General features: G+C 58.1%; 15 protein-coding genes and 1 pseudogene. 8 read left to right on the top strand and 8 right to left on the bottom strand.

Annotated elements, in window-relative coordinates:
- Positions 1-3: 3 nt before the first annotated feature.
- The 4 genes from G6L01_RS25545 (at position 4) to G6L01_RS25530 (ending at position 9,614) form a co-directional block, all read left to right on the top strand.
- On the top strand, positions 4-1,071 hold the full coding sequence (locus G6L01_RS25545) for an LLM class flavin-dependent oxidoreductase (RefSeq protein WP_060720017.1): 1,068 nt from the start codon (positions 4-6) through the stop codon (positions 1,069-1,071).
- Between the two features lie 11 nt (positions 1,072-1,082).
- Positions 1,083-7,628 carry an amino acid adenylation domain-containing protein gene (locus tag G6L01_RS25540; RefSeq protein WP_337732955.1) on the top strand — a complete coding sequence of 2,182 codons (6,546 nt, stop codon included), beginning with the start codon at positions 1,083-1,085 and terminating at the stop codon, positions 7,626-7,628.
- A gap of 3 nt (positions 7,629-7,631) precedes the next feature.
- On the top strand, positions 7,632-9,008 hold the full coding sequence (locus tag G6L01_RS25535; protein WP_060720019.1) for an MATE family efflux transporter: 1,377 nt from the start codon (positions 7,632-7,634) through the stop codon (positions 9,006-9,008).
- A 150-nt stretch (positions 9,009-9,158) separates the two neighbouring features.
- Positions 9,159-9,614, top strand: a complete 456-nt coding sequence (locus G6L01_RS25530; RefSeq protein ID WP_233741828.1) for an Rrf2 family transcriptional regulator — start codon at positions 9,159-9,161, stop codon at positions 9,612-9,614.
- A gap of 72 nt (positions 9,615-9,686) precedes the next feature.
- On the opposite strand, the gene G6L01_RS25525 is transcribed toward G6L01_RS25530, so the two are convergent.
- From G6L01_RS25525 to G6L01_RS25515, 3 genes and pseudogenes are all read right to left on the bottom strand, one after another.
- Positions 9,687-10,094 carry a hypothetical protein gene (locus G6L01_RS25525; protein WP_060720021.1) on the bottom strand — a complete coding sequence of 136 codons (408 nt, stop codon included), beginning with the start codon at positions 10,092-10,094 and terminating at the stop codon, positions 9,687-9,689.
- Between the two features lie 344 nt (positions 10,095-10,438).
- Entirely contained in the window at positions 10,439-11,239 is an 801-nt protein-coding gene (locus tag G6L01_RS25520; protein WP_234613915.1) for a hypothetical protein, read from the bottom strand.
- 317 nt (positions 11,240-11,556) lie between these two features.
- Positions 11,557-11,634 (bottom strand): annotated as a pseudogene (locus G6L01_RS25515) (IS6 family transposase); the annotation flags it as partial.
- 133 nt (positions 11,635-11,767) lie between these two features.
- Here G6L01_RS25515 and G6L01_RS25510 point away from each other — a divergent pair.
- The 3 genes from G6L01_RS25510 to G6L01_RS25500 all read left to right on the top strand — a co-directional run bounded on the left by G6L01_RS25510 (position 11,768) and on the right by G6L01_RS25500 (position 15,879).
- Positions 11,768-12,472 (top strand): aromatic amino acid lyase, encoded by a 705-nt coding sequence (locus tag G6L01_RS25510; RefSeq protein ID WP_060720023.1) that lies wholly within the window; start codon positions 11,768-11,770, stop codon positions 12,470-12,472.
- Between the two features lie 522 nt (positions 12,473-12,994).
- Complete coding sequence (locus G6L01_RS25505) at positions 12,995-15,319, top strand: methyl-accepting chemotaxis protein (protein ID WP_060720024.1); 2,325 nt, start codon at positions 12,995-12,997, stop codon at positions 15,317-15,319.
- 305 nt (positions 15,320-15,624) lie between these two features.
- Complete coding sequence (locus tag G6L01_RS25500) at positions 15,625-15,879, top strand: GlsB/YeaQ/YmgE family stress response membrane protein (RefSeq protein WP_060720108.1); 255 nt, start codon at positions 15,625-15,627, stop codon at positions 15,877-15,879.
- Between the two features lie 82 nt (positions 15,880-15,961).
- Here G6L01_RS25500 and G6L01_RS25495 read toward each other — a convergent pair whose 3' ends face one another.
- Entirely contained in the window at positions 15,962-16,927 is a 966-nt protein-coding gene (locus G6L01_RS25495) for an isoaspartyl peptidase/L-asparaginase family protein (protein ID WP_081089197.1), read from the bottom strand.
- Positions 16,928-17,221: 294 nt separating this feature from the next.
- Here G6L01_RS25495 and G6L01_RS25490 point away from each other — a divergent pair, with 294 nt between their 5' ends.
- Positions 17,222-18,286 (top strand): ROK family transcriptional regulator, encoded by a 1,065-nt coding sequence (locus tag G6L01_RS25490; protein WP_081089206.1) that lies wholly within the window; start codon positions 17,222-17,224, stop codon positions 18,284-18,286.
- On the opposite strand, the gene G6L01_RS25485 is transcribed toward G6L01_RS25490, so the two are convergent.
- The 4 genes from G6L01_RS25485 to G6L01_RS25470 form a co-directional block, all read right to left on the bottom strand.
- Complete coding sequence (locus G6L01_RS25485) at positions 18,255-19,493, bottom strand: ROK family transcriptional regulator (RefSeq protein ID WP_070166131.1); 1,239 nt, start codon at positions 19,491-19,493, stop codon at positions 18,255-18,257. The genes G6L01_RS25490 and G6L01_RS25485 overlap by 32 nt on opposite strands.
- A gap of 79 nt (positions 19,494-19,572) precedes the next feature.
- A complete protein-coding gene (locus tag G6L01_RS25480; RefSeq protein ID WP_060720027.1) occupies positions 19,573-22,596 on the bottom strand; it encodes an alpha-mannosidase in 3,024 nt (1,007 codons plus the stop codon).
- 33 nt (positions 22,597-22,629) lie between these two features.
- On the bottom strand, positions 22,630-23,472 hold the full coding sequence (locus G6L01_RS25475) for a carbohydrate ABC transporter permease (RefSeq protein WP_060720028.1): 843 nt from the start codon (positions 23,470-23,472) through the stop codon (positions 22,630-22,632).
- Positions 23,469-24,311, bottom strand: coding sequence for a carbohydrate ABC transporter permease (locus tag G6L01_RS25470; protein WP_114386907.1), 843 nt, complete (start codon positions 24,309-24,311; stop codon positions 23,469-23,471). The genes G6L01_RS25475 and G6L01_RS25470 overlap by 4 nt, the downstream gene beginning before the upstream one ends.
- Positions 24,312-24,456 lie beyond the last annotated feature (145 nt).

Genomic DNA, 24,456 nt, shown 5'->3' with positions numbered 1-24,456 from the left:
ACGATGAAATTCAGCCTCTTCTATTTCGATGGCGATGGCTCCGCTACGAACGGTGACAGCTATCGGCTGCTGATGGACAGCGCACGGTTTGCCGATGACAATGGCCTGAGCGCACTCTGGGTGCCGGAGCGCCATTTCCATGCCTTCGGCGGCCTCTATCCCAATCCGTCGATGATCCATGCCGCACTGGCCATGGTGACGAAGAAGGTGCAATTGCGCTCCGGCAGCATTGTTCTGCCGCTCCATCATCCCGTGCGCGTGGCAGAAGAAATTGCCGTCGTGGACAATCTCTCGCAAGGCCGTGTGGGTGTGGCGATTGCGTCGGGCTGGACGCGCAACGAATTCGTGCTGTCGCGTGAGCCGCATGGCAGCCGCCGCAGCCTGATGTGGCGGAGCTATGATCAGGTCACCAAGCTGCTTGCTGGCGAGACGCTGACCTTTGAGGATGCGGAAGGCAATGCCGTTGAGGCAAAGACACTGCCGCGCCCGGTGCAACCGCGCGTGCCTTTCTGGGTGGCGTGCCAGTCCATGGAAACCTTTGTGGAAGCGGGCCGTCGCGGCATCAACGTGCTGACGGCGCTGCTCGGTGAGACATTGGAAAGCCTGACACCCAAGATCGCCGCCTACCGCCGGTCGCTGGAAAAGAACGGTTTTGATCCGGCTGCGGGCACCGTGAGCATTATGGTGCACACCTATCTCGGCGGTGATGTCGAAACCGTGAAAGCCAATGTCAAAGGCCCCTTCAGCGATTATCTCAGAACCCATTATCATCTGCTCGAAGGGCTGGCCCGCAGCATGGGTCTTGATATCGCGCTCGAGAATTTCAGCCGGGACGATCTCGACAGCCTGATCGAGTTCGGGGTTGAGGGCTTCATCAAGGGCCGCTCGCTCATCGGCACGCCGGAAAGCACCGCAGAGACAGTGCAGGCGCTGGCTGCGGCGGGGATCGATGAAATCGCATGCCTGATCGACTTCGTGCAGGATTACGATCTCGTCATGGGCGGTCTGCCGCATCTCGCGCGGCTTGCGCGCCAGCATGCGCCGCAGCCGACCATCGCCGAAGCCGTATAGGGAGACTGCCCGTGAACTCTGTCGATCCTATTGTGGCGCTGCGCGCCCGCGTTGCGGCGCTCAGTCTTGCGGAACGCGAGGCCTTCCGCCGCCAGCTCGAAGCCCGTGGGATCGCCTGGGAACGGGTGGCCCCGGAAGAGACGCCACAAGAGACGCCAAGGGTGTCAACGCGCACCGGGCGCCTGCCGTTGACACCCGGCCAGAAGCATTTCTGGCTCCAGCAGAGCCTCTATCCCGAGAGTTCTGCGTATCACGTTGCCTATCGCTGGCGGTTTGAGGGGCCGCTTGATCGCGCAGCCCTTGAGCGCAGCCTTGCAACAATTGTCTCCCGGCATGCGCCGCTCAGAACCGCCTTTCCCGTGGAGGCAGGTGAGCCTTGGCAGGAGGTTGATCCGAACCACGCTTTTGCTCTGGGCTTTACCGATCTGGAGGCGACAGGCGAGGATGGTGAGGCGCTGGCGCTGGCTGTTGCGACTGACCCTTTCGATCTCTCAAAGGCACCGCTGATCCGGGCGCATCTCTTCCGGCAGAATGAGAGCGACCATCTGCTGGCGATCACCCTTCATCACATTGTCGCGGATGGCTGGTCACGCGGCGTGCTGATGCGCGAGCTGACGGCCTGCTACCGCGCCTATCGTATGGGTGCCGCGCCCGCGCTTTCGCCCATCAACCGTGATTTTGGTGATCTGGTTCTTGATCAACACGCATGGCTTCAGCGCCCGGATTGCGAACGCGCTCGCGACTACTGGAAACAAACCCTCGCCGATCTCAAGCCGCTGGAATTGCCAAGCGACCGATCCCGCAGCAGCAGCGTTGAGATGACGGCGGCCACCGTGACACGGGTTATTCCCGTCTCGGTGTCGTCGCAGGTCGCCTCGCTTGCCAGCCAGCTTGGAACCACACCTTTTGTGGTGATGGCTGCGGCCTTCTCGCTGCTGCTTCATCGCTACAGTGGCGAGCGGGACCTGTCGGTCTGCGTGCCCGTCGCCGGGCGGGACGATCCGGATGCCGCAGGGCTGATTGGTCTGTTTACCAACACGCTGGTGCTGCGCGCGCAACTTGATCCGCGGATGACGTTTTCGCAGTGGGTCGGGGCGGTTCAGGAGCGGTTCTCGGATGCGCTCGACCATCAGGCATTTCCCTTTCCGCTGATTGCTGAGGCACTTGGCATGAGCCGCGACCAACGGCAGAACCCGCTCTCGCAGGTTATGTTCCAGTTGCAGTCGCAAGATTACCGCGCACAGAATGCCGAGCAGATCGATTTCGGCATCGACGGTCTCAAGGTTCGCCAACAGCCAGCAAGGCTGAGTGAAACAAAGGTCGATCTCAGTTGGTATGTGATGGAGCGGGAATCCGGCTATCTGCTGAACATCGAATATCGCATGGCGATCTTTGATTCATGGCGGATCGAGCGCATGGCCGCCCATTTCGAGGTTTTGCTCGGCTCCATCCTGCAAGCTCCTAATGCTTTGCTGCCAACGCTCGCCTATCTATCAAAGGAAGAGCATGCCGCCGTGGTTGCGCTTGGAACGCCAACCGCGCGGCCCGTGCCTGACATCACCATGCACGACGCAATCGCACACGTGGCCCGGCACCAACCCGATGCGATTGCACTTGAAAGTCAGGGCCGCAGTTGGACCTATGGCGAACTACAGACAGATGTGGACGCACTTACTGACACGCTTGTCAGCCTTTCGGTTCACCCCGGCGATAGGGTCGCCGTTTCGCTGCCGGGCAGGGGGCAATCCGTCATCGCCTTCCTTGCCATTCTGAAAGCGGGTGCGGTCTATGTTCCGCTCGATCCCGATCATCCGGCGGATCGGGTTGCCTATGTGCTTGAGGATTCCGGTGTCAGTCTGGTTTTGACGGACAGGGCAGACCTCTATCCGGCCCATCGCTCCCTTGATCCGACCCGCCCAATGCCGGTGAGCGACACCCCTGCCGCGCTGCCGCCCTCTGATCCCGCGCGCATCGCCTATCTTCTCTACACCAGCGGCAGTACGGGCCGACCGAACGGCGTGCCGATTGGCCATGCAAGCCTGCTCAATCATCTGCGCTCCATGGCCGTCTCGCCGGGGCTTGCGCCCGGTGATCGGCTTTTGGCAATCACCACGCCCACCTTCGACATTTCCATTCTGGAAATGCTTCTGCCGCTCAGCGTCGGCGCGACCACCGTGCTTTACGGCCAAGACCTGCTGCTTGCGCCACAGCGGCTTGCCGACGTGCTTGTCACGGATCGTATCTCGCATTTGCAGGCAACGCCCGCCTATTGGCGCATGTTGATCGACAGTGGCTGGGAGGGATTGCCGCATCTCATCGCCCTTTGCGGCGGCGAGGCGCTGGATGCGCCGCTTGCCCGCAAGCTGATCGACCGCACGAAAGAGTTGTGGAACGTTTATGGGCCAACGGAGGCGACAATCTGGGCAAGCGCGCTGAAGGTCACCCACGCCCACGCGGAAAGCGGCAAAGTGCCCGTTGGTGGCCTTCTCGACAATACCCACCTCCACGTTCTCGACGCCTATATGCAGCCCTTGCCGCGCGGCATTGGCGGCGAACTCTATATCGGTGGGCCGTGCCTCAGCCCCGGTTACTGGAACCGCCCGGCTCTCACAGCCGCGCGCTTCGTGCCGAACCCGTTCTACGATGAAAACAGCCCTGCGCTTAGGCTCTATCGCACCGGCGATGCGGTTGTTCGTCTGGCAAATAGTGAGATCGAATTTATCGGACGCACGGATTTTCAGGTCAAGCTGCGCGGCTACCGCATCGAGATCGGCGAGATCGAAGACAAATTGCTGCGCGAAAGCGTCGTTGAGCAGGCCATCGTCACGCTCGACGCGGAAAACGAGCGGCTGATTGCCTATGTGCTCGTTCGCGATTGGCCGACGACGAACGATGGTGAGATTGAGCGTAAGCTACGCCAGTCGTTGTCTGCGCAATTGCCGCGCTATATGGTGCCGACGGCCTTCGTGCTGATGGATGAATTTCCTCTCAACCCGAACGGTAAGGTGGATCGCAAACAGCTTCCGATCCCCCAACTTTCCACAACGCGTACGGAGCCGGTTCCAGCCCGCAATGCCATTGAGGCGACGCTGCTGGAAATATGGAAGGCCGTGCTGCGGCGCGAGGATTTTGGCATCGAGGATAATTTCTTCGATCTCGGTGGTGACTCCATTATCGGCGTCCAGATCGTCGCGAAGGCACAAGCCAAGGGGCTGAAGCTCGAACCGACCCAGATTTTCGAGTTGCAGACAATTGCAGCACAGGCCGCAGTTGCCGTTGCCGAAAACGCGGTTCAGGCAATTGAGGTTCAGATAAGTGAGGTTGCCGAAAGCGGACCTAGCTTCGAGATGACGCCCGTGCAGGCGGGCATGCTGTTCCACAGTCTGATGGCCCCAGCCTCAGGCACCTATATCGAGCAATGCTGGTGCGTGCTGGAAGGCCCGCTGGATACCGATGCTTTCAAATCGGCGTGGGGGAGGGTGATCGCCCGCCATGAGGTTTTGCGTGGTGCCTGCCGCTGGTTGGATGTCGAGCGGCCAGTCATGGTCATTGCGGAAGATGTTGTGCCCGAATGGCGCGAAGCGGATTGGTCGGGCGAAGACGCGGCAGGGCAGGAGACAGCCTTTGCGGCATGGCTGGAGGCGGATCGCCGCCGTGGCTTTACGCTGGATGCGGCACCCCTTTTGCGGTTTGCGCTGATACGGCTCGGAACTGGCCGCCATCGCTTCGTCTGGACTTTCCACCACCTGTTGATGGATGGCTGGTGCGGCTCGCTGCTTGTCGGCGAAATGTTGAAGGCTTATGCCGGCGAAAGCCTGCCAGCGCCTCCCCCGTCTTATCGGCAATACGTCGCGTGGCGCGACCGGCAGGATATCTCTTCTGCGCAGGCCTATTGGTCGCACGCTCTTGCCGATCTGCCGCAAGGCGGCCTGTTCGGGGAGACGAAAACGGGCGAGGCGGCACAGGAGGCCATTGTCGAGATCCGGCGCAGCCTTGATGCCAGCCTCGCAACGCGGCTGACCGTGATGGCGCGGCGGGAGCGGCTGACGCTGGCGACCGTGTTACAGGGGGCCTGGGCGCTGCTTCTATCGCGCTATGGGGCCGAGGACGATGTGATCTTCGGAACGGTTTTGTCGGGCCGCCCGCCGGACCTGCCAGATGCAGACCGAATGATTGGCCTGTTCCTGAACACGGTGCCGTTCCGCGCCCGCACGCGACCGGATGAGAGGGTGGCCGAATGGCTTCAAGGCCTCCAGTCTGCGCATCGCCAGCGGGAAAAGCACGGGCATGCAGCGCTTGCCGATATTCAGCGCTGGGCTGGCAAGACCGCCGATCAGCCGCTTTTTGACACGTTGCTTATCATCGAGAATCTACCGCTTTCGATGCAGGCTGCTTTCGCGGAAGGAACACACACGCTCACCCTCACCGATCCCGGCAGCTATGAGCGTACGCATTATCCGCTGTCGCTCCGGGTCTTTCCCGGGACCGAGATTGAGATTGCGCTTGCCGCGGACCCATCCCGTCTGTCATCCACAAGAGCGGATCGTCTGCTGCGCCATTACGAGACTTTGCTCTCATCCATCGCTGATGATCCGCAAGCCTGCCTTGGCACAATCGAGATGCTTCATCCCGATGAGCGAGACATCCTGCTCCAGACGGGCCGAGGTCCGCAGACGCAGCCAAGTGTGGCGGTTCACGACCAGATCATCGCGCGGGCGCAAAGCAAACCGGGCAAAGCCGCCGTCGTTCAGGTGGGTGAGGGCCGCGACAGCGCCATGTCCTATGGCGATCTCGTCCTTCACGCGGATGCTCTTGCCCATCACATTTACCAGCAAGGCATTGGCCGGGGCGCGGTCGTTGCGGTCTATCAGCGGCGTGGAAGCGCATTGCTGCCCTCACTGCTGGCCGTCATGCGGTCGGGTGCTGCCTATCTGCCTGTTGATCCCGACTATCCGGCAGAGCGCATTGCCTACATGCTGGCCGATTCCGGTGCAGCGCTGGTGCTAACGGATCTTGCGGACAGTGAGCGGGCGGAGATGCCGCAAGATGTTCCGGTGATGGACCCGACCCAGATATTCGGCGGTGCGTCGGCATCCTTCAAACCTGCTGCGGTTCAGGCCGATGATCTCGCCTACATTCTTTATACCAGCGGCAGCACCGGCCAGCCCAAGGGCGTGGCAATTACCCATGGTGCCCTTGCCAATTTCATCGCGTCCATGGCCGACAGGCCCGGGATCGATGCGAGCGACCGCCTGCTGGCGCTGACCACGATTGGCTTCGACATTGCGGGGCTGGAATTGTTCGCCCCTCTTTCGCAAGGCGCAACAGTGCTGCTTACTGAGAGCGCCATTGCCCGCGATGGTCGGCGTCTTGCCGCGCTGATCGATCGTGTGCAGCCGAGTGTCATGCAGGCAACGCCCGCCGGGTGGCGCATGCTGATCGAGACGGGGTGGCGCGGAGCGAGGGGGCTTCGCATGCTGTGCGGCGGCGAGGCGCTGGACAGCCGTCTGGCAGTCGAGTTACTGGATCGGGGCAATTGCCTGTGGAATCTTTACGGTCCAACCGAGACAACCATCTGGTCTGCGGCCACTGAGGTGCGGCGTGAAGACCTCAATGGCCACAGTGTCACGGTTGCTGGCCCCATTCAGAACACCCAACTCTATGTTCTCGACCGGCGCGGGGAACCCGTGCCACCGGGCACGCCGGGAGAATTGCACATCGGCGGTGCGGGATTGAGCCCGGGCTACTGGGGCAAACCCGGCCTGACGGCAGACAGGTTCATCCCCAACCCTTTCCGGCGTGGTCCGCAGGACGGCTACCATCTGTACCGCACTGGCGACCTTGTGCGCTTGGCGGAGAATGGCGCGCTCGATTTTCTCGGACGGATCGACAATCAGGTGAAGCTGCGTGGCTATCGCATCGAACTCGGGGAGGTCGAGGCAAGGCTTGCGGCCCATCCTCGCGTTGCCGAAGCGGCAGTGCTTGTCGAAGATGGCGGTGCTGGCAAGCAGCTTGTCGCCTATCTGCGTTGGCGAGAGCCATTTGCCGGGGAGGCGAGCGCGGAGCTTGGACCCCATATGGCCGACAGCCTGCCGCTCTACATGCTGCCATCGGCCTATGTCGCGCTTGATGCCTTCCCGCTGACGCCAAACGGCAAGGTTGATCGCCGCGCACTTCCGGCCTGCCGACCAAAACCGGCACAGCGGCAAACGCACCTGCCGATCTCCGGCGAACCCGCGGCAACGCTTGCCGCAATCTGGCGAGAGGCGCTTAAACTCGACCACGTCAATCCGGGGGACAATTTCTTCGAATGCGGCGGCCATTCGCTGCTTGTTGTCTCTTTGCAGGGTGTGATCGACAAGCGTTTTGGAGTATCGATTGATATTACGGCCTTTTTCCAGTTTCCGACGCTGGAAACAATGGCCGCCCATATCGCGCAGCTCCAAGCCGGTCGTGAAGGCGAATGGTCTGGAGGTGATCGAACCCTCTTGCGCCAGACGGGTCGCGATCGCCTTGCAGGTCGCCGTGGCCTGCGGGCCGAACGCACAGGTGCCTGACGCATGCAGACAGTTGAAACCCTTGGCGATGCGGACCTGCCGCGCCGCCCGCCATCCGCGCGAACGACAAAGTCGCTTTTCCGGCTTAGCCTGCCGATGTTCGTGCATTCGCTGCTGACCTTTCTGGTCATGCTGTCGGAAATGCTGATCGTCAGTGCCTATTCCGCCAATGCGGCAGCGGCGGTGGCGATTGTGCGGCAAGTGCTTCAGGTTGTTTTCGAGATTTCGAGCATGGTCGGGATCGGCGCGGTCATCCTGATATCGCACAGTCTCGGGCGCGGTGACGAGGAGGGCGCGCGGCAGATCGCAGCGCTTGCGGTCTTCACCAATACGCTCCTTGGCCTTTTGGTAGGCGGTCTGCTGTTTCTGGGTGGACCGGTGATCTTGCGGATTCTCGATGTCCCGGCATCAATCGTTCACGATGCAAGTCTTTATCTTTCCGTCGCCGCCGCTGCCATGGCCTTCAATGCGCTTGCCACGGCTGCGATTGCCAGCCTGAGGGCTTTCGGCAGCAGCCGGGTGATTGTGATGACCGGCTTGCTCCTGTCGGTGATTTACATTGGGGCGACCTATGTTCTTGTGCTTGGTGCCGGGCCGGTTCCCCCGCTCGGAGTGACAGGTGCGGCCTATGCAACACTCGGCTCAAGGATTGCAATGGCGCTGATGTTCGGCCTTGCCGTCTATTACACTCTCGGTCTTCGTTTCGTGGCTGGGCCGATCAGGGCGCGGCTCTTGCTCGTGCGGCGGATGCTCGTCCTCGCCTTTCCCAGTGTTTCGGACTATATCGGCTACGGTTTTTACCAGCTTGTCCTGCTCGGCTTTGTTGCGGGCTTCGGCGTCTCAAGTGTCTTGAGCCGCACCTATGTCATGCTGGCCATGACGTTCCTCATCCTTGTCGTCATGGCTGTGAGCCAAGGAAACGAGGTGCTCGTCGGCTATCGCTGGGGCGAAGGCCGACGGCAGGACGCCTATCGTCAGGCGCTGCGCTCCAGCCTTGCCGCAACCGTGGTCACGATGGCAATCGCGCTTCTGTTCTGGCTCTTGTCCGATCAATATCTCGGATTGTTCGGACAGGGCGGTGAGGTTCTGGAACTTTCCACCTACCTTTTGTTGCTGACGATTTTCATCCAGCCCGGCTTCGCCTTCAATACAGTGCTGCTGCATTCGCTCAGGGCTGTCGGCGACGCACGGGTCCCGGTCCTCGTCAGTATCGGGTTGACTTGGGGGCTCGGTCTGCCACTGGCCTGGCTGTTTTGCGTGGAGGCGGGCTATGGGGTCGAAGGTGTCTGGTACGCGCTGATTATTGAGGAGACACTCAAGGCCGGTTTCATGCTTTCGCGCTGGCACGGGCGCGGATGGATGCGCAATGCCATTGCCTGATATTGTTTTGCACAATGAAGCCCATGGTCACCATCATCCAAATATGCGACTATGGTTCAACGAGTAACTCACCTGATAGTGCCATCCATGCGCCTGAAGCGGCAATCCGAAATTGCGATCGGTATATTGACAGCCTGCGCGCAAAGTCCATTGACGAAGCACCCTGCCCAGCATCTGGCGCAAGAGGTCGGCGCGACGAGGGATCATGCCTATCAAGTCGTCGCTCTTCTGGTCCGCAACGGGTTTCTCACCAGCGATCGCGGGCCGGGCGGTGGCCTTCGCCTTGCGCGTGATCCCAAGGACATCAAGCTCGCCGACGTGCTGCGGATCACCCAGCCGGACCTCGACAGCAACGCGCAAGAGCCTGAACCCGGGACTCTCAAAGGGCAGCCCTTGCTTGACGGCATCGTTGCAGCGGCCTCGTCCTTTCTTGTCAGGCTGCTCGACCGTTTCACTGTCGCGGACCTCGTGGCCTCGCCCGATAGCTCCGCTATCGCTTGTCTCGAGTGTAGCCTCGTGACCGCCCGCCCGGCTCGCGAGCGTTTGATGCGGTTGCCCGTGCCCCAGTTGTCCCCCGCAGACGACAGTCTGGAAACCGACGCCTGATCGACCTGAGGCAACGGATGGATATCCGTGAACAGACCCGATACCGTAGGATTCAAGACGCGAATACGGCGTTCATGCCGCGTGGCATGTCCCGGATGGGTGGTCCGCGATGAGATCGGCGAGCGTGAACTGGTCAGCCATCCGCACGAAATTCACTGAGGCGGCTTCAACGGCGAGCGAGAATACATTCCGCTGCCTATGGCTTTGTTGTTTATCCCATTGGAGAAGATCGGGTTGGGTGAGCCGCAGAATGCCACCCAGTGTGACGCTGGCTGGATTGATGGCGAGCATCACGCGGCCGTCTGGCTCGCGGTGCAACAGTTCATGCCGGAGCAACAGCAAGATGCTTTTGACGACCTCTCCGGTGGGGCCATTGTGCAAATCGGTCAGTTCCCGGAAGGCAAGCTTACGGCCGGGTCTGCACGCACAGGCCGTGAGGACCGCAAGGACGGTCATGGTTTCGCGTGTGAAATGCATCATCCCTCTCTCCCCAACACATTGCTTACGCGACGCACGTCCTGTGAAAACGCACAATATAAGCCGTAACGCCTTATATTTGCTTCATAATTTCTCCATGAACCAACTCTGGCTTGAGAAATTATGCAGCATAACAAACGTGCATCCCAAGGGGTCACCACGTCCGGTTGCTGAGAGATAGACGTGTAACCGGTTCGGTTTGGGACTATAGCGTAAGATTTTTTTCGACCGCGTGGGAGCTTTGTCGTTCAAGACAAGGCTTCGGTCCTTGTGAGATGCCTGTGACGGTAGCGATTGATGCAAGCGCAGGCTTTCGGTCGATTCGATCAGGTGTGAAGAGCGTCCTATCAGGATTCAGATGGGGACGATCCGGCGCTTGCCGTTGTCACAGCCTGCCTCACAATACTGGCATCACCCTTTATGACAAGATTCGTCAGGTCATCGAGGCGAGGCTGTTTGGGAACGCGGGAAAGGTCCGCGATCATTTTGTCAACACTGCCTTTTTCAAGCAGATGCGCAACGTCGGCCTCCTCTGCGGCTCTATCGTACAGCACCAGCACGGTTTTCGTCACTGCTCTGGCATCGCTGGTATCGCAAAGGAACGGGATGACCGTTTCATGGTGATGCATAGGCAGCGTCAAGATATGTGCGCCAATCAGTCGGCTGGCCTCGATACAGTCGCATTGATTGTCGGCCCCGACGATGCAGAAGGCCGTGAGATTGGGCGGCGGGTCTGCTGTTATCACCTGGGTTGACTGGCGCAGGTTTTCTGCCAGTTCTGGTGTCGTCTGCGCGCGCTCCATCAGCTTTTGGTAGGACACATATGGTATGTCATTCGGATTATCCGAGAGCATGACAACCGGGCTGAAGGCGAGAACACGAACAGGTTTTTCGATCCTGCGTGCGAGAAGAGTGCCGTGATACAGCGCCCCATGCCCCCCTTTGCTTCCACCAATCGTCATCACCAGATCGTAGGGGGCACTGACATTTTCTATGAAATTCGCCAGAATGTCTGGCGTGTTTGTGAAATAGGTGTCTTCCTTATCCGCAATGCTCAAAACATCCGCCGGAAAATCGACAGACTTGAAATGATGCTTGGTTGAATGGGAGAACAGCACCACGAGAACGGCGGCGTTCCGCTTGCGCATCTCGATATCGTAACATCCAAGAGACATTTCTGGCAGCTTTCAGTGTTTGCAGCAGGTGATCGATGCAATTTTCTGCCGATGTTCGTATAAAGCCGCTCAGATCTTCGCAAGGGGAGACGTCGGACACGTTCCCGAATACCCCATGCAGAAACCGTCAGATTTGGTCAGCCGCGGCACCACAATTTCTGGCTCTGTTATCCGGTTGACAATACGGATACCGATCCAGCTCTGTTGCAAACCTTTTGAAGGGCGAAGGAGCACTCAACGATGTGGACCCGCCCACGGATGCATTTTGTCAGGTTGAAAATCGTAGCGTGGCCTTTGCGTCGTGCTCGCATGGCCTCGAACCCATTGATCGTCACATAGGCCGTTTTCAATGTCTTGAACCCTCTCATACCAAATCTCGAAGATGCTGACGCATTCTCGACTTAAAAAAATTGAAAATATCTCAAATGTGTCAGAGACTTAATCAATTGTTTGGTGCCGAACGGACGCTTTATCTCGACGAGATAGAACCGACGCTTTGCCATGGATCTTCTGGCCAATGCCCTGATTGAAATCAGCAATATTTCCAAGCGGCGTTTGTTTGCGCTGTGCGACACCACGCTGAATTATGGCCTGTCGCCCAACCTCGCCGGAAAGCCCATCGGGCTTAACTACGGTTACGGCATTATCTCCCCAACTGCCACCGCCATGGCTTCACAAAACAAGATATTAGCCGTTCCTTCGGTCGTCCACACCATCCGCACCAAGAGCAGTCAGGAAGACCATACCTCCATGGTCACATGCTCGTGCCGCAAAGCGCAGCAGGTGCTGAATAACCTGCCGAAGATCATTGGCGTTGAATGCCTGCTGGCCACCAAGGCGACTTTCCTCACCCGCCATGCACTCGGCAGCTTCAAGCTCGGTCGCGGTTCGCAACCGCTCTATGATGCGCTGGCCGCCGTAATCCTCGCCCACGTTGAGGCGTTCAACCGCTTCAAGTCACGACTGAAGGCAGACCGGATCGCCACCAAGTGGAAATGCAGTTCACTGTTGAATATGGCCTGTGCCGTGATCAAGGGCGTCGAGTTCATACCAGCTTTATCCATGGGCGAAGCTGCAATTTTCAATCTGATCGGCGACATCCGCGGAGAAACCCGGACCGTTGAACCCGTTTTTGGTCTCTGTCCCAACGCTTTCACTGAAGTTGTTTCACACCTCGCCCAGGATCTCAAACGTCAGGGCAGATGATCGGGCAATAATAGGCGGCTCCAGCCAACTCACAATATTGTCCCATAAATGCGTAGAGCGAGAGACATTTATGAAGCCCTTAAAAAAACTGAGACAGAATCATCAGCGCCACATGAGTTCCCACTAAAAAAAGGGGTACTTTAGGGCATGATTAACAATTACATCTTAGAATTGAGATCGCACAGCATCGAGTTGCGATGTTCCTTCGCATGACGCGACACAAAATCACGTTTTGAGACCGAGTTGACTAGACACTCTCTTAAGCTTCGAGCTGTGAGAGGAATTCGCGCGCGGTTTCGTCATTGCTAACAGTGTACTGGCTATCGCATTTATGAAGCGGTCCATCAAAAAAGAAGCGGGCTTGGTCGCAGGGATGAAGTGCGCGACCCTGGTGGCTTTGATGACTTACTTGGGCTTCAGCAGATACCTAGCCGGTCTGTTGTTTACAGGACGGTCGCCGCAGGGCGCCCACGACTTATCAGCTACAGCAAATCCTAAACAGCTTCGGATAGAGGATATACAATGTCTTTCTACACTCAAATGAAGAAATCTTCCAAATCTCATGCGGCTGTGGCTGAGATACAGCGCATCAAAGTTAGTATCGCAGACGGAAAACTAGCCGAGCGTGCAAATCTCGATGCCGTCACTGGCGAGGCCAGAGAGATGCTGATTGCTGTCAATGAATTACTTGAGGCCAGTATGCAGCCGATGCAGAAGCTCGGAGCATCTATCGCAGGCATGTCAGGTGAGCATGACAAGGGTGACATCGATGTCAGATTACCCTCAGAAGTCTTCAAGGGCGACTTCGCTGTGATGGCCAAAGGCATTAACGACATGGTCGATGGCCATATCGCGGTCAAGAAAAAGGCCATGGCTTGCGTCAAGGAACTTGGGTTAGGCAATTTTGAAGCGCCGCTCGAGCAATTCCCCGGCAAGAAGGTTTTCATCAATGAGACAATCGAAACATTGCGTGCCAATCTCAAAGGCCTGATCTCTGAAATGAATAGGATGTCGATCGAGCACGATAAGGGCGATATTGATGTCTTCGTGCCGGTTGAGAAATTCAACGGCGATTTTGCCGTGATGGCCAAGGGCGTCAACGATATGGTCGCAGGCCACATCGCGGTTAAAAAGAAGGCTATGGCCTGCATCAAGGAACTCGGCGAGGGCAATTTCGCAGCATCGCTCGAGCAGTTCCCCGGCAAGAAGGCTTTCATCAATGAGACAATCGAAACATTGCGCGCCAATCTCAAAGGCCTGATTTCCGAAATGAATACGATGTCGATCGAGCACGATAAGGGCGACATCGACGTCTTTGTGCCGGTTGAGAAATTCAAGGGCGACTTTGCCGCAATGGCCAAGGGCGTCAACGATATGGTCATCAGCCACATCACCGTCAAAAAGAAGGCCATGGCCTGCATCAAAGAACTGGGCGAGGGCAATTTTGAAGCACCGCTCGAGCAGTTCCCCGGCAAGAAGGCTTTCATCAATCAGACCATCGAGACGTTGCGTGGAAATTTACGGGCGATTACCACTGAACTTCAGCGCTTGATTGGGGCGTCTACAGCCGGCAAGCTCTCTGAGCGTGGCGCCGCCGATCATTTCGTCGGTGATTTCGCCAAACTGGTCTCCGGAATCAACGGCATGTTGGATGCCATCATTCTCCCGATCTCTGAGGGCAATCGCGTCCTTCGTCAGGTGAGTTTCGGTGATCTCACGCAGCATGTGGACATCGAATGCGAAGGCGATCATGAGCGCATGAAGAATGCGATCAACACTATGGTAGACAACCTGCGCAACACAGCAGCCATCGCCGACCAGATTGCCAGTGGCGACTTGACGGTCGAGCCGGAGCCGCTTTCAGACAAGGACACGCTGGGAATTGCTCTTGTGTCCATGGTTGAGCGCCTCCGCGGCGTTGTTGCCGATGCATTATCCGCAAGTCAAAATGTTTCAGCGGGTTCGCAGCAGCTCTCCGCCGGTGCAGAGCAGCTTTCGCAAGGTGCGACCGAACAGGCGGCGGCGGCAGAAGAAGCCTCTGCATCCATGGAGGAAATGGCGGCCAATATCAAGCAAAACGCTGATAATGCTGCTCAAACCGAAAAGATTGCCCGTCAATCATCAAAGGATGCCGAAGCGTCCGGTGAGGCCGTCAATCGGGCTGTGGCTGCGATGCGAACGATTGCCGAGAAAATTTCCATCGTGCAGGAAATTGCTCGACAGACCGACCTTCTCGCTCTGAATGCCGCCGTGGAAGCAGCCCGCGCGGGAGAACATGGCAAGGGCTTTGCCGTTGTCGCCTCTGAAGTGCGAAAGCTTGCCGAACGCAGCCAATCAGCCGCCGCTGAAATCAGTGGCCTGTCAGGACAGACGGTGCAGGTTGCCACGGAAGCGGGTGGAATGCTCTCACGTCTGGTTCCCGACATCCGCAAGACTGCCGAATTGGTCTCGGAAATCTCCGCGGCTTGCCGTGAACAGGATATCGGTGCTTCGCAGATCAACGAGGCAATCCAGCAACTCGACAAGGTGACACAGCAGAATGCTGGAGCCTCTGAAGAAATGTCGGCCACCTCAGAAGAACTCGCAGCGCAAGCCGAGGAGCTTCAAACCTCCATCGCCTTCTTTAAGGTCGACAATGCTGCTGACGTTAAAGTGCAAGCGTCACGCAACCACCCGGCGAAGGCCCGGCCCAAGAGCAATATCCCAACAAAACCAGCAGCCATGGCCCAGATGTCCAAACCCGGCCACTCCGTTGCAGGCCAGCAGGCTCGCGTAAAAGGCTGGGTGCTCGACATGTCGATGGGTGGGCCTGATGCTGAGGATTCCGACTTTCAAGAAAGGGCATAACCACTGAACGATAATGTGGTGGGCGTCCGTGACCGCTCAATTATGTCGTGGATTCCAGCAAGAAGCTGGCCGGCATTTCGATCAAAAACTGAGAAAGGGATGGCGGCCATAAAGTGGATCAGAAGGTAACGTCTCTGAGTACCCTCGATCCAAACCGTTCTCTCGCCGCCAAGCAAGAGCACGGTCGGGCTATTTGGCTGTTTGACGCAAGGGCAGGATCACGATAGGCATTATAGAAATTAGGAAAGGCGATCCTGCCAATGCAAAGCATTGCCTAATCTCACCAGCCAAGGAAATATCCTATGATGTCGAATGAGAGCCTGCTTGTATTTCTTCTTGTTGGCGCCCTTGCTGGATGGCTTGCCGGCCTGGTGGTACGTGGTGGCGGTTTTGGTCTGATCGGAGATATCCTTGTCGGTATCATCGGTGCGTTCATCGCCGGATGGCTCTTTCCCCGCCTCGGTTTCAGCTTGGGTACGGGCATCGTCAGAGCGATTGTCAACGCTACGGTCGGGGCGATCGTCCTTCTGCTGCTCCTCAGGCTCGTGCGCCGGGCATAAATCGCGGTCAGCTCAGGAAGCCTGGCCTGCTGCCGGTTTTCAGACACCGAGTGAAGCTAATCCTGCCTTGGGTTCAAAGTCATTAGACATGCATTTCAAATAGCGTGTCATGGCTAGCCACAACCATGCGCCCATCCGGGCCGATCCAGCCGCGAAACATGCCCGCTGTGTTGTATGGTGCGGTAACGGAGCCATCTGCGCCAACTGCCACCAATCCGGCTCCGATCTGATGCGGGGCAAGATCGGTGAAGATAACGTGCTGGCAGGCATCGTCCAGATTTTCGCCGAGATAGCGCATGCGGCTGGCAATCTCGTGACCCACGGCATGGCGAATGAAGAATTCGCCCTTGCCGGTGCCAGAGACTGCCACGACCCCATCCCGGGCATAGGTTCCAGCTCCAATCACAGCAGTATCGCCAATGCGGCCGGCTGGCTTGTTGTTGAAGCCCCCGGTGGAGGTTGCGGCAGCCAGATGGCCGTGGCTGTCGAGTGCCACAGCACCGACTGTTCCATGCTTTTCGGCTTCGCTTGCTTGGGCGGCGGTTCCGGCTTTCGCATGGGCCTTTAACGATACCAGTGCTTTTACCCGGCGGTCTGTCGTGAAATAGCTTTGATCTACCATGGGCAAGCCAGATTGTCTGGCAAAGGCATCGGCCGCACTTGCCCCCAGCATCACGGTCTCACCGCTGTGCATCAGCCTGCGCGCGGCACAGATCGGGTTGCGAATGCTGCGTGCCATGGCAATGGCCCCGGCCTCAAGGGTGTTGCCATCCATAATCGAGGCATCCAGCTCGTGATCGCCCTGCGTGTTCAAGGCGGCACCATGGCCCGCATTGAAATGCTCAGAATCTTCCATCACCATCACGGCAGCCTCGACAGCGTCCAGCGCGGATGCCCCTCGCTGCAACAGCGCCCATCCGGCCTGCAAGGAACGCTTGAGATCGGCGCGTGCTGCTTGCCATTCACTTTCCGGCATGTCTGCCTTGTTCATCACGCCGCAGCCGCCATGGATGGCCAGGGCCATGGGATTTCGCTGGGTGTTGCTCATCAATGCCTCGAAATGTTCAACGGTAGATCGGTTATTATTAGCCGCAGCATAGTGGTTATCGCAGATCGTTTAGATGAGAAAGGGTCAGAGAATGCATCATTCGAGCTCAGTTATCTTCGCTTGACGGGTTCGCTCCACACATTTTGTACCAGCGATTTCCTAGAATTGTAAAAAACTGAGGTAGGGCCTGTCGGTACTTGAACGGGAGTGATTGACTGCACGCAGCAAAGCCTGTTTGCTTTCTTTTTTGCTGATAGCAAAGATTGCAATGAAATCGCCGATGGAAATTTGAGTGTGGGACGACGACTTGTAAGGCATCAGACGGTTCGGCCCTTGGAGGATCGCGATGCTCAGGGCCTCAGTCCTGAAGATATCGCAGATCATAACGGACGCACCGTTTCGGCGCTTTTGCTACGCGAAGGGCCGATGACGCGTCAGGAGCTTGCGGCAAGGCTTAAGCTCACCGAGCCTGCCATTACCGGCATTCTTCAACGGCTGCTGTCGGCGGGCCTTGTCTGCAAAGGCAATCGCCAGACTACCGCACGCTATAAAGCGGCGGAATTTTCGCTTGTGTCATCTGGCGCGTACGGTCTTGGTGTCGAGCATTGCCAGAATGGTGGTTCTCTTGCGCTGTGCAATCTCGCCGGTGATATGGTGCTTTATCAACGCTTTGAGTGTGATGAAGCCTTGCTTGCGGCTATCAGGCAAATTGTGCAGGCAGAGATAGGCTTTCCCGCCCCCATCGGTGTCGGGGTGGTAATGAACGCGGGCAGGGATGACGGGTTGAGCGCTATTTTTGGCGAATTGCCAAGCTTTACCTTGTCCAAACCCGAAGCGGTGCTGGCAGGGGAGAGATTGTTTGGCATTGGCGAGCCGGAAGGTGGGCTAGTTGTGGTCCTGATTGATGATCAGGTGCAGGCGGGTCTGATCATCAATGGCCGCTTTTATCGCGGCACCCATGGCAGAGCGGGCGCAATTGGTGCCATGCGTCCCGGCCTGGCGGAAGGAACGCTGGATATGATGGCGAGTGCTGCGTCTTACAGGGCTTTCATTGCCGCACAGGGTGAAAGCGAGGTTGATCGCTGGATTGAACAAGCCGCCAGCCGGCTTCTGGACGGTGTTGTCACCATTGCAGGTTTTATATCACCGGGAGCCATGCTACTGGGCGGACAATTGCCCGCCGATGTGATTGATCGGCTGATTGACAAAATCGCTGAAGCTCGGCTGGGCAAAGAGCGATATTTTGTGCCCGCAGCCTGGATACCGCCCGTACGCCCTTTAAGCTTTCCAGACCGTGACGCCGCTTACGGTGCTGCCATAGCACCGTTTATCGAACTGCTGCTGCCAAAACCGAATTGATCGATGAAGGCCGGATCGCTGTCGCCAACGGTGAGCGACTGAGATGCGCTGGATCGGCAGAGGGAAGACAGAGCCGGTCTGCGAGCGCCATGGCGGCAGCGCCAAGGGCTGCGGCATCCTCGGAGGCGGCCGCACGGTGTAAGCTTGGGGCCAAGGCTCCTCGACGACTGATTTCCTCATGCACGTAGAGCAGCAATTCATCAATCAGCCGCACAGGTAGGCGTCCGCCCAGAATAATGCCATCGGGGTCCACCACCATGCCGATGTCGCTGACGGCTTCGGCAAGGTTGATGGCCATTTTCTTCAGCCAACCGCTGAGAAGGGCGCGTCCCCGTCCATCCAGCGTCAACAGATCCGCAGGTGTCGCAACATCCACCCCATTGTCGGCAAGGTAGTCGAGCAGCACGAACATGGACAGCATATCGCCCAACGGTCTGGTTTCCCCGGCAAAGGGACCGGTTGTGACCGCCGTGGGCAGCCAGCCGATTTCGCCACCCAGTCCGCCTGCGCCCTTGTGGCGCATACCGTCAATCACCAGACTGCCACCAAGACAGGCGGATATCAGAATATAGAAAAAGCTGCGCATCTCGGTGCCCAGCCCATATTCAATCTCGCCCAAAGCCGCCGCATTGGCGTCATTGTCGATATAGATGGGGTGGTCGGTGATATGCGACAGAGCGGTACGCACGTCAAAGCCGCTCCAATGGCTGTACGCGTTTGGCAGGCCAATCACCTGCACCTCTCCCAGCCAGTCGGGAATGGCAAGGCCAATGCCCGCAAGCCGTGATTCTGTAATAACCTTGCGGCGCAGGAAGGACGATACGGCATCTTCCATCAGCTTTACAAAGGCATCTGGCAGCAAAAACCGCGCCTCATGATGAATCCGCCCGCGCACATTACCCACCGCATCCACCGCCACAATTGTCAGGTGATCGCGGTCAATATTGGCTCCGATGGCAAAAGCCCCCTCCGGGTCAATCTCCAGCTCGATGGCCGGTTGGCCGCGCAAGCCTTGCCGGCGGCGCGCCTCCATCACCAGGCCTTCATCCAGCAGTTTATCGACAATCCGGGTGACAGCCTGCTTTGTGAGGCGCGAGAGCTTGGCAATTTCGGTGCGCGAAATTGGCCCACCACGGTGAATGGCGTTCAGGATGATGGCCCTGTTCAGGGCTGCGGCCTGCTCGCCATTGGCTCCGGAATAACTCATCGTAATCGTCAATCTCCTCGCCGCCGGACTGCGGCGGCGGGGAAACCATGCACCATAGACGTGCGGGACGAAAGCCTTTTCAAGCGGTTTTCGACAGACGCCAACTCTTCACCTCAAAGGGTTTTAGCGCGTGCGCGTCCACCGCTTCCATTGGTTCTTCCAAAATGCTGAGTGCGCCGCTTACCGCCCAACCTTCAGGTGGTGTAAGCTGGAAGCCGCCCCGGCGACCAGCTGGCTCATACACCCGCACGATCAGGCCATCGCCATCCTCGGCAGGTTTGATGGCCGAGAGAGCAACCTCCAGCCCTGCCGCTTGCAAAGGGCACCATTCGCCCGCTGCTTTATCTGACACAGGAATGGCAATCAGCGGCTGGTTCAGATCATCGGCCTCTTCGCGCACCTGCCCCTCATACCATGTGCCTTCATGGGGCATCAGGGCATAGGTGAAGGATTGATAGCCTTCATCTGCCAACGGATCAGGATAGATCGGCGAGCGCAGCAGGGAAAGGCCCAGCACATTGCCACGGGCCGAGTGACCATATTTGGCATCATTCAGCAGCGCCATGCCAAACCCCGGCTCGGACAGATCAATAAACCGATGCGCAGGTGCCTCAAACATCGCCTCATCCCACGAGGTGTTGGAATGGGTGGGGCGTTCCACCACGCCGTAGGCCACTTCGCAGGTAGCGCGGGCGGCGCTGACAGCCACGCCATTTTCCGTGCGCAACATGACGCGGCGTTCATGCCAATCGATTTCGGTGAAAATATCGAGACGGCGAGCGTTGGCAGCAAGGCTCAAGGTCTGCACAATAGTGGAATCACGCCAACGGCGTTTGATACGGATGGCCGCGCGGTGGGCGGTGTTTTCGACAAGTTCGATGGATTCGTATCCGCTCAACTCCTCGGATTTTTGGCCGTAATCCTCTTCCACATCCCACGCGTCCCAATTGCGCGGCTTATCCGCCGTATAGGCAAACAACCGGTTGGCCCCACCCTCGACCGCTTCGCGGCCAGATGTTTTGTGCAGGATAGAGGCGATGGAACCATCATCGGCCAGCGTCACCTTGATGATGTCATTTTCCAACGTGTTTTGCGTGGCCTTCAGGCCCGGTTTGGGGCCAAGAGCGCCGGCGGGCAAAACGCTCACACCAAGGGCAGGTACCATGCCGTCAGTTGCTATGCTTTTATCATTCAGCGTCAGCCGGATTGGTCGGGCGCTCAGTGTGGGATTGATCACCAGCACCGCGCCATCATTGCCTTCAGGCACTTGTTTGAGGATGGCTTCAACAGCCGCCTTTTGCGCAGCCGCACCATCAATCAGCACCTGCTCAAGCTCGGCTTTCGCATCCACATAAACCTCGGCAATCGACGAGCCTGGCAAAATGTCATGAAACTCGTTTTTCAACACCACCCGCCATTCCGGCTCCAGCGAACGTGGCTTGGCGGCCCCCAGAAGATGGCCAAGGGATGCCAGCGTTTCCGCTGTAATCAGGCTGCGCTCGGCCTTGCGGTGGAGCTTTTTGATGGCGCTTTGCGTGGTCAGCGTGGCGCGGTGCAGCTCCAGATAGATCTCACCTTTCCACACGGAAACGGGCGTGGTTTTCGCCATTGCATGGGCATCTTCAAAAAAGTCGTGCACGCGGGTCCAGCGGGCTTCCGGGATCGCAGGAAACACACGAAGCTGTTCTTCCCGCACCACCATTTCCGGGCTAGGGCCGCCGCCGCCGTCGCCATAGCCGACGCACAGCAGCGTCGTGTCGTGCCGGTCTTTCTGGCGATAATTTTTCCATGTCGGCGTGATGCAATCCGGGCGCACAAAGCCGTTATAGCCTTCCATGGGATTGTCGAACGAGTGGGCCAGCACTCGGCTGCCGTCCAGCCCTTCCCACCAGAACAGATCGGCGGGGATGTGGTTGCTTTCGGACCAATTGACCTTGATGGTAAAGAAGCTTTTCATTCCGCCCTGTTTGAGAAGCTGCGGCAGTGCTCCGGCAAAACCAAAGCAATCCGGCAGCCAGCAAACACTGTGGCGCGTGCCAAAACGTTTTTCGAAATAGCGCTGACCGTAGAGGATTTGCCGGGTCAGGCTTTCGCCTGTGGGCATATTGGTATCCGGCTCAATCCACATGCCGCCCAGCGTTTCCCACTGGCCGTCTTTGGCGCGCTCAACGATTTTGTCGAGCAGGTGAGGATCATCCTCCTCAAGCTGCCAGTAATAATGCGCGGTGGACTGGTTGAAGCGGAAATCCTTCGATGTTTCCATGATCGACAGTGCCGTGTGGAAGGTCCGGCGCATTTTGCGGCGGGTCTCATCATAGGGCCACAGCCAGCACAGATCGATATGGGCATGGCCGGTCAATGCCACCTTGCCCTGCGGAGGGAAGCGTTCACGAAGTTCGCCAAGACGCGCCATCAGCGCCTCATAGGCCTGATCCAGTGTGGCGCGCTGGGCGTCGGTCAGACCTTCCGGGTCGGGTTTCAGCTCTGGCAGTTGCCAGATCTTTTGCTGCATCACCGCAGGGGCGGTGCGCGCCACATAGTCTGCCGTCGCTGATGGCCAATCGATGGCGTAGAAGGCCTGTTCTGCGGCATCCAGCAGATAAGGCACCACATCATGGCCTTGCAAGACCCTGAGTGCTTCGGCAATCTGGCGCATCAGCAGTCCCATGCGGTCCACGGAACGATCGATCCAGAACAGCTCCGCCCGTTCAAGCTTGGGTGCGCGTACCGGCTCACCAAACGGCAGGCGCGGAACGGATTGCGCATGGAGCGAAAAGCTCTGCGAAGGGGCTGCAAATTCGCGGTGGTAAGGATCCAGCCCATAGCGCTTGATAGAGCCATCTTGCGCTGTGATGCTCAACAGGCTTTCGCCGCCGAGGTTGAGATAAAGATAGGTGTCTGCCAGCGGCCAGCCTTCCGGCACGGTCACATCTGCCGTGAAGCCAATGGGTGGGGTCTTGTGTGGCCAGGCCTCGCCAACGGCAATGGGTTGGTCATTGAAATTCCAGCCGATCAGTTCGACTGTTTTGCGGGCGCGCCAGAACTGGAATTCTGCGTTGCGAACTTCGATCCGTTCAAGGCGTTGGGTGTAGGTTAAGCTCATGATAATTTCCTAAAATCTTTCAACAAGATGGGTTCAGCCCTTCACGGCTCCGGCGGTCATCGCGCCAAGAATAAGGCGCTGGAGCGAGAGGAAGGCGATGATGGCTGGCACCACCGAGACAAGGCAGGCCGCCGCGAGGAGTTGGATGGAGGAGTCATTTTGTGTGCCGGCATATTGGAAAATGCCGACGCCAATCGGGGTGAGGGATTCCTTGGTGATCAGCAGGAACGGCACCAGAAATTGCGACCAGCCGCTGATCACGGCGATGATGAAGGCCGAAGCAATGCCGGGCGTAGACAGCGGCAGGATGACACGGATAAACACGCCAAACCGGGTGCAGCCATCCATCATTGCCGCTTCATCCAGGGTTTTGGGAATGCCGTCGATCGAGCCTTTCAAAATCCAGGTCGAGACCGGAACGGCAAGGGCCACATAGACCATGGTGGTGCCGAAATGGCTGTCCAGCAGGCCCATCGCCGCCATGTAGCGGTAGAGTGGCACCATGATCACCAGCGGGGAGATCATCTGCACCGACAACAGCGCCATCATCCACGCGCCCTTGCCCTTGAACTGAAAGCGCGAAAAGGCATAGGCCGCAGGCAGGGCCACGATCAGGCAGCCTGCCGCCGACAAGCATGAAAGCTTCAGCGCATTCCACAGGTAGGAGATGAACTTGTCCGAGGACAGGATCATCGCAAAATTATCCAGCGTCGGTGCTTTGGGAATGAAGCGGCTGACGCCCAGAAACACTTCCTTGCGGGTTCTGAGCGCCAAAGACAAAAGCCACAGCAGCGGCCATGCGAAGAAGGCGAAGGTAATGGCCATGAAAAGATAGCTCAACGCATCACCGAGGCGCTCACTTGTGCGGGCTTTCATTGGTCATCTCCCTTTGGCAGGAAGGCGGCATAGATCAAGGCGAGCGTCAGCGAGATCACCAGCATGAGGATGGAGAGCGCAGCGCCTGCCGCCAGATCATAATTGCGAAACACCACATTGAACGTATAGAGCGACAGCACTTCGGTTGCCCGTCCCGGTCCACCGCCGGTGAGTGAGATGATCGCATCAAAGGTGTTGAGGGTCTGGATGGTGATCAAAATCAGATTGACCAGAATGGCCGATGTTAACTGTGGCAGGGTGACATAGCGCAGTCGCTGATCGGCCCGCGCCCCATCCACAGCCGCAGCCTCGTAAAGCACCGGATCAATCGCCTTGATGGCGGCATACATCACCACCATGGAAAAGGCGGTGCCGCGCCAAACATTCGACAACACCACCGACCACATCACGAGGTTGGGATCGGAGAGCCATTGCACGGGGCCAGCCCCTACAAGCCGGAGCAGGCTGTTCAGCCCGCCAAACGGAGCCTCGTTAAACAGCATTTTCCAGATAATGCCGCCAGCAATGCCCGGCACCACCCAGGCAATCAGCGCCGTGGTGCGCAGGATTGTGGCACCAAACAAGCCCCGTTTTTCGGCCCGCACCACCACCAATGCGATCACAAGGCCAAACAGTTGCTGCGCAACCACCGACCCCGCCGTGAAGGTGAGCGTGACCCACAGGATCTGCGGAATTTCCGCACGGGTCAACGTGTTGATCAATGTTGTGATGGTGTAGCCACCGTCATCCCCGAGCAGTGTTGCTCTGGTGAAGGCAAGGCGCAGCACATCCAGCACTGGATAAAGGTAGAAAATGCCGAGCACCAAAATCAGCGGCATAAGCCAGGGCGCTGCCTTCGGTCGGTGCCGACTTTGGGCGGCACCCGTCTGTTTGCCTGCCTGAAAGCTGAGTGTTGCCATGGAGTGCACCTATTGGATTCAGACCACAAAGCGCTGCGGAGCCCTTTGGCTCCGCAGTCTCAAC

The sequence above is a fragment of the Agrobacterium vitis genome (assembly GCF_013337045.2).
Lineage (GTDB): Bacteria > Pseudomonadota > Alphaproteobacteria > Rhizobiales > Rhizobiaceae > Allorhizobium > Allorhizobium vitis_B.
This window is presented reverse-complemented; position numbering and strand designations above follow the sequence as displayed.